7 protein-coding genes are annotated in these 6,528 nt (G+C 67.4%); 5 read left to right on the top strand and 2 right to left on the bottom strand.

From position 1 onward, the window contains the following. Nucleotides 1–52: 52 nt before the first annotated feature. A complete protein-coding gene (locus ACGFI6_RS06780; protein WP_393115725.1) occupies nt 53–871 on the bottom strand; it encodes a hydrolase in 819 nt (272 codons plus the stop codon). A gap of 138 nt (nt 872–1,009) precedes the next feature. Between ACGFI6_RS06780 and sdhC the strand changes: the two genes are divergently transcribed. The 5 genes from sdhC to ACGFI6_RS06805 all read left to right on the top strand — a co-directional run bounded on the left by sdhC (nt 1,010) and on the right by ACGFI6_RS06805 (nt 5,556). Beyond that, complete coding sequence (gene sdhC / locus ACGFI6_RS06785) at nt 1,010–1,387, top strand: succinate dehydrogenase, cytochrome b556 subunit (RefSeq protein WP_393115726.1); 378 nt, start codon at nt 1,010–1,012, stop codon at nt 1,385–1,387. Nucleotide 1,388: 1 nt separating this feature from the next. After that, complete coding sequence (locus ACGFI6_RS06790; RefSeq protein WP_393115727.1) at nt 1,389–1,856, top strand: succinate dehydrogenase hydrophobic membrane anchor subunit; 468 nt, start codon at nt 1,389–1,391, stop codon at nt 1,854–1,856. Nucleotides 1,857–1,863: 7 nt separating this feature from the next. Then, the gene (gene sdhA, locus ACGFI6_RS06795) at nt 1,864–3,606 is read left to right on the top strand and encodes a succinate dehydrogenase flavoprotein subunit (RefSeq protein ID WP_393115728.1); all 1,743 of its coding nucleotides are present in this window, start codon (nt 1,864–1,866) and stop codon (nt 3,604–3,606) included. Next, entirely contained in the window at nt 3,606–4,310 is a 705-nt protein-coding gene (locus ACGFI6_RS06800; protein WP_393115729.1) for a succinate dehydrogenase iron-sulfur subunit, read from the top strand. Before sdhA ends, ACGFI6_RS06800 begins: the two co-directional genes overlap by 1 nt. An 82-nt stretch (nt 4,311–4,392) precedes the next feature. Next, entirely contained in the window at nt 4,393–5,556 is a 1,164-nt protein-coding gene (locus tag ACGFI6_RS06805) for a WD40/YVTN/BNR-like repeat-containing protein (RefSeq protein WP_393115730.1), read from the top strand. A gap of 395 nt (nt 5,557–5,951) precedes the next feature. Here the strand turns inward: ACGFI6_RS06805 and ACGFI6_RS06810 are convergent, their stop codons facing one another. Then, the gene (locus tag ACGFI6_RS06810) at nt 5,952–6,365 is read right to left on the bottom strand and encodes a DUF2000 family protein (protein ID WP_393115731.1); all 414 of its coding nucleotides are present in this window, start codon (nt 6,363–6,365) and stop codon (nt 5,952–5,954) included. Nucleotides 6,366–6,528: the final 163 nt, after the last annotated feature.

Consider the following 6,528-nt stretch of genomic DNA (forward strand, 5'->3'; position numbering starts at 1 on the left):
GTCGATTGCTGCCCCCGACTCTCGGAGTTCAAGAGAGCTTGAGGTCAAGCGCTCAGGTGAGGTGGTCGAAGTCGCCGCGGGTCCAGGCGGCGTGCCGGTCGGCGGAGCGGCGTACGACGGCCTTCGCGTCGACCGGGATCACCGAGCCGAAGTTGTTGTAGAGACGGTCGTAGTCGAACGGGTCGAGGGAACGGGCCACGCGGTCGACGACGGCGCCGGACAGCGGGATGCGGTTCGGGTAGCTGCGCATGAAGCTGACCGACGTACGGTCCGGGTTCGCGAAGATCGTGTCGCCGGACAGCACAACTCCCTTGCCGTCGGCACCATTCGCCCAGTGCACGACCGCACTGCCGGGGAAGTGACCGCCCGGTTGCACCAGAGTCACTCCGGGTAGTGGGTTGAGCTGACCGGACCACGTCCTGATCACCGGGTCCTGACGGGCGACCCATTCCTTGTCGGCCTCGGAGACATACACCGGTACCGGTTCGTCACCGCCGAGCCGGTGGCTCCACTCCACCTGGACTCCGTACATGTGCGGGTGGCTGGCGATGATCGCCACTACGTCGCCGAGTTCGCGCACCCGGCGTACGGCGTCGTCGTCGAGGTAACCGATCGGGTCCCAGAGCAGGTTGCCGTCGTTCGTTGTCAGCAGCATCGACTGCTGCCCGATCCCCACCGGCGGCTTCGAACGGATGCCGTACAGGCCGGGCTCGACCTCGTCGATCGTGACCTCGGTACCGGCCAGCTCGTCGAGCGTGGTCCAGTGCTGCCCGTCCGCGGGCACCCACTGTCGCTCGTCGTTGCAGATCGCACACACCTCGACCTGCTCCGAATGCTCGACCGCACAGGTCGTACAGATCCAGAAACTCACCGTCTTCTCCCCTCGCTCGAACACCGACGCGACCGATCTCACACCCATCGCGATCGATGTCACATCTGTCAGGACATTCCACCTCAAACACCGGGTCTAGCATCGAGACGTTTCGGGGAACTCGACGAGGAGGAACTGGTGCCCAGCAAACCAGCCGGCACGCTGTACCGCGGCCGGGAGGGCATGTGGTCGTGGGTTGCGCACCGGATCACCGGCGTCGGCATCTTCTTCTTCCTGCTGGTGCACGTCCTGGACACCGCGCTCGTACGGGTCTCGCCGGAGGCCTACAACGAGGTGATCGGCACCTACAAGAACCCGATCGTCGGCCTGCTGGAGGTCGGCCTGGTCGCCGCGATCCTGTTCCACGCGTTCAACGGCGTCCGGCTGATCCTGATCGACTTCTGGGCCAAGGGCCCGCGCTACCAGCGGCAGCTGATGATCGGCGTCGGGGTGCTCTGGTTCGTCCTGTTCGTGCCGTTCGTCATCCGCCATCTGACCCACGTGTTCGGAGGCTGAGATGCCGGAATCCACCTCTGGGATCGCTGCTCCCCGGTCCAGTTCGCGGGCCCGCAGCCTGAAGGGCGGCGGCCGGAACCGCTCCGGCCAGACCAACTTCGAGCTCTACAGCTGGCTGTTCATGCGGCTGTCCGGGCTCGCCCTGGTGATCCTCGTCCTCGGGCACCTGTTCGTGAACCTGATGCTCGGCGGCGGCATCACCGCGCTGGACTTCGGCTTCGTGGCCGGCAAGTGGGCCAACCCGCTCTGGCAGGTCTGGGACCTGCTGATGCTGTGGCTGGCGATGCTGCACGGCACCAACGGACTGCGCACGATCGTCAACGACTACGCCGAGAAGGACCAGACCCGGTTCTGGCTCAAGGCCCTGCTGGTCACGGCGGCGATCGTGATCGTGGTCCTCGGCACCCTGGTGATCTTCACCTTCGACCCGTGCCTCGACCCCAACTCCACGCTGTCGGTCTGTAAGTAAGGAAGCTATGCAGCAGCACCAGTACGACGTCATCATCGTCGGCGCGGGCGGCGCGGGAATGCGCGCGGCCCTCGAGTCCAGCAAGCGCACCCGGACCGCCGTACTCACCAAGCTCTACCCGACCCGCTCCCACACCGGCGCGGCCCAGGGCGGCATGTGCGCCGCGCTGGCGAACGTCGAGGAGGACAACTGGGAGTGGCACACCTTCGACACCGTCAAGGGTGGTGACTTCCTGGTCGACCAGGACGCCGCCGAGGTGATGTGCAAGGAGGCCGTCGACGCCGTCCTCGACCTGGAGAAGATGGGCCTGCCGTTCAACCGGACCGCCGAGGGCAAGATCGACCAGCGGTTCTTCGGTGGTCACACCCGCAATCACGGTGAGGCCGTCGTCCGGCGCTCCTGCTTCGCCGCCGACCGTACCGGTCACATGATCCTGCAGACGCTGTACCAGCAGTGCATCAAGCAGAACGTCGAGTTCTTCAACGAGTACTACGTTCTCGACCTGCTGATGACCAACGGCAAGGCCAGCGGTGTCGTCGCGTACGAGTTGGCCACCGGCGAGCTGCACGTGTTCAACGCCAAGTCGGTGATCTTCGCGTCCGGCGGGTTCGGCAAGGTGTTCCGGACGACGTCGAACGCGCACACGCTCACCGGCGACGGCATGGGCATCGTGTGGCGCAAGGGCCTGCCACTGGAGGACATGGAGTTCTTCCAGTTCCACCCGACCGGCCTGGCGGGTCTCGGCGTACTGCTGTCGGAGGCCGCCCGTGGTGAGGGCGGCATCCTGCGGAACAAGGACAACGAACGCTTCATGGAGCGGTACGCGCCGACCGTGAAGGACCTGGCGCCGCGGGACATGGTCGCCCGCGCGATGGCCAACGAGGTTCGCGAGGGCCGCGGCTGCGGTCCGGACGGCGCGTACGTGATGCTCGACCTGACCCACCTGGAGCCCGCGCACATCGACGCCAAGCTCCCGGACATCACGGAGTTCGCGCGTACGTACCTGGGCGTCGAGCCGTACACCGAGCAGATCCCGGTCTTCCCGACCGCGCACTACGCGATGGGCGGCATCCCGACCAACATCAAGGGCGAGGCGCTGGCCAACAACGACGACGTGATCCCCGGTCTGTACGCCGCGGGCGAGGTCGCCTGCGTCTCGGTGCACGGCGCGAACCGGCTGGGTACGAACTCGCTGCTCGACATCAACGTCTTCGGCCGGCGCGCCGGGATCGCCGCCGCGGAGTACGCCGGGACCGCGACGTTCGAGGAACTGCCGCCCGAGCCGGAGAAGTACGTCGTCGAACTGGTCGAGGGGCTGCGCAACTCCACCGGCCAGGAGCGGATCGCCGCGATCCGGTCCGACCTGCAGGCGACGATGGACCTGAACGCGCAGGTGTACCGCACCGAGGGCTCGCTGAAGCAGGCGCTGGCCGACCTGGCCGGCCTCAAGCAGCGGTACGCGAATGTGGCCGTGCAGGACAAGGGCAAGCGGTTCAACACCGACCTGCTCGAGGCGGTCGAGCTCGGCTTCCTGCTGGACCTGGCGCAGGTGCTGGTCGAGGGTGCGCTGGCCCGCAAGGAGTCCCGCGGCGGGCACTTCCGCGAGGACTACGACAAGCGCGACGACGTCAACTTCATGCGGCACACGATGGCGTACCGCGAGATCGATGCGGACGGCAACGAAACGATCCGGCTCGACTACAAACCGGTCGTCCAGACCCGTTACAAGCCGATGGAGCGCAAGTACTGATGGACGTCAAGGTCAAGATCCTGCGGTACAACCCCGAGGTCGTCGACGAGGCCGAGTGGAAGACGTACGCCGTCACGCTCGAGCCGACCGACCGGGTGCTGGACGCGCTGCACAAGATCAAGTGGGACCAGGACGGCACGCTGACCTTCCGGCGGTCCTGCGCGCACGGAGTCTGCGGCTCGGACGCGATGCGGATCAACGGCCGCAACCGGCTGGCCTGCAAGACCCTGATCAAGGACCTGAACCCGGACAAGGAGATCACCGTCGAGCCGATCAAGGGCCTGACGGTGCTCAAGGACCTGGTCGTCGACATGGACCCGTTCTTCGAGGCGTACCGGTCGGTGATGCCGTTCCTGGTCACCAGCGGCCACGAGCCGTCCCGGGAGCGGATCCAGTCGCAGGCCGACCGGGACCGCTTCGACGACACCACGAAGTGCATCCTGTGCGCCGCCTGTACGACGTCCTGCCCGGTGTTCTGGTCCGACGGCCAGTACTTCGGCCCACAGGCGATCGTCGGTGCACACCGGTTCATCTTCGACAGCCGCGACGAGGGCACCGAGCAGCGGCTGGAGATCCTGAACGACAAGGAAGGGGTCTGGCGCTGCCGGACCACGTTCAACTGCACCGAGGCCTGCCCGCGCGGCATCGAGGTCACCAAGGCCATCCAGGAAGTGAAGCGAGCGCTCATTTTCCGCCGGGTATGAGCCTGGGCCACTCCTCCAGTAAGATTTCTTCGCCGACCTGACCCGCCCTCGCGGGGATCGACCTGCGCCTGGGGGGTGATTTGTGGAGCCGCGCCTGCGGGAGTCGTCCGAGCGGTTCTACCGTCGCCTGGTGGAGCTGCTGGAGCGCTGCGGCCTCCCCCGGAGCATGCCGCCGTTCCTCGTCCTCGGAGTGCTCGCGGCACTGACCTCGGTCGTGATCGCAGTCGTGCACCTGTCCGCGCCCGTGGCACCGGTCGACAAGCCGATCGCAATCGCGCCGGCCGCGGCCGGCAATCCGGGCACCTCGGTGGTGAACTCGCAGCGCGCGCAGGTGCTGTCGATCACGATGGTCACCCGGAACCGCTGGGCGGCCGGCTGGTCGGACTGCACCAGCGGCCCGACCTGCAAGTACGCCGCTGTGGTCGACCGCGACGGCGCCCGCTCGGTGGCACCGGAGTGGCCGGTTCCGTACGCGACGCTCCGGGCCGGCAGCGAGGCGATCGCGATCGCGCCGCCGCGCGAGGGCACGCTGACCGGCGGCGCGACGATGATGTACCGGCTGACGTACGACGGCGCGCTGCTCACCCGGCTGCGCTACCGGCTGCCGACCACGACCTTCCAGAAGGGCGAGATCCTCACCGACCAGATCGTCCCCGGCCGGATCGCGGTGGTGAACACCGAGGAGTCGTCGGTGCGGATCCTGCAGTCCCGCGGCACCCGGTCGCCGAGCTGCGACGGCTCCGGCCGCTGCTGGATGCTCACCGGGATCGGCCGGACCGACCTCATCTGGACCGACGACGGCGGCAAGTCCTGGGGCGCCAAGTCGCTGGACCCGCACAACCAGCTCGGCCGGCTGGCCGTCAGCCCCGACGGCCGCACCCTGCTGACCACAGCGGTCACCGTCAACGCCACAGGCGGCCAGGTGGTCGCGAAGATGCAGATCTCCACCGACCGCGGCGCGAACTGGCGGACCGTGAAGAGCCCGCCGCCGAGCCTGAACACCCCGCCGCTCGCCTTCGACGACGGTACGGCCCTGATGCTCGGCGGCCGCGCCGGCGACCGGCCGCGGCTGTACCGGGTCCGCGACGGCGCCGCGAAGCTGGACGGCGGCTACCCCGGCGACCTCGCCGACCTCGACGGCGACGAGCACCTGATGTACGGCTTCGAGATCCCCAGGCGCCGCACCACCGAGGTCGTGCTGAGCACCGACGAGGGCAAAACCTGGTCGAAGTTCGCCCCCCGCTGACCCACACCTCCCACCCCACCCGACCTCACCCCCACCTGCCTCCGCCCAACCCGGCGCCACCCCAATTGCCCCCATGTGAGGCTCTTGTGTCCGATGTGTGGGTGCCGACCACTCCCTCACTGAGCAGTGCACCGGGATGGGGCGGCGGGCGGGGCGGACAGTTCGACAGGACATGTCGGTCGGTGTCTGGCCGGTGGGTAGTGCACCTGAGCGTGAGTGCGCCGAGCGCGTACGGTGTCTCGAGGTGCACTACCTGTCGAAATGTCCCTGCCCTGCCCGGCCCGGCCCGGTCGGTTGGTCGGTTGGCTGGTGAACTCGGCGGCGTGCGAGGGCGGTGGCGGAGGGTTCGGACAGGCAATGGTGGGTTCGGACAAGCAGTGGGAGTGCGGGCGGGGTCAGGGGTGTTTGGTGGCGCCCTTGAGGACCTTGTCGACGGCGTTCTTCGGGCCGTAGACGGCGATGCCAACCAGGTCGAGCTCGGCGGTGCGGACGGCGCGGACCGCGGCGCGGTTGTCGTCGTCGTTGCCGGTGGCGAACAGGTCCTGGGTGAACACCGAGTGCTCGATCTCGCGACCGAGAGCACGCTCGTGCGCGACGGTCATGAACTCCTTGGAGCCCTCGAACACCATCACCGGCTGCCGGAACATCGGCAGGTACCGGACCTCGTCGGCATCCTCGTACGGCTGGCCGACGACCTCCGGATGCGTACCCGCGATCCCACTCACCAGGAACGCAGTCACATTCAACCGCTGCCAAACAGCCAGGTCGTCACGCAGCAACACTGCAATCTTCGTAGCAAACTTTTCCACCCCCCGATCCTCAACGCCCAGACCACCAACCGTCTTGTACGTTCTTAACCCGCTTCAGCAGTACGGCGGGGGACTGTCAAACGAACGGTGTAACTCGGGTTGAAGAGGGTTAGTTGCGTCCGGTGGTGAGGCGGCCGTCGAAGGCGATCTCGAAGGCGTTGAG

Source organism: Kribbella sp. NPDC048928, from assembly GCF_043197975.1.
In the GTDB taxonomy this organism is placed as follows: domain Bacteria; phylum Actinomycetota; class Actinomycetes; order Propionibacteriales; family Kribbellaceae; genus Kribbella.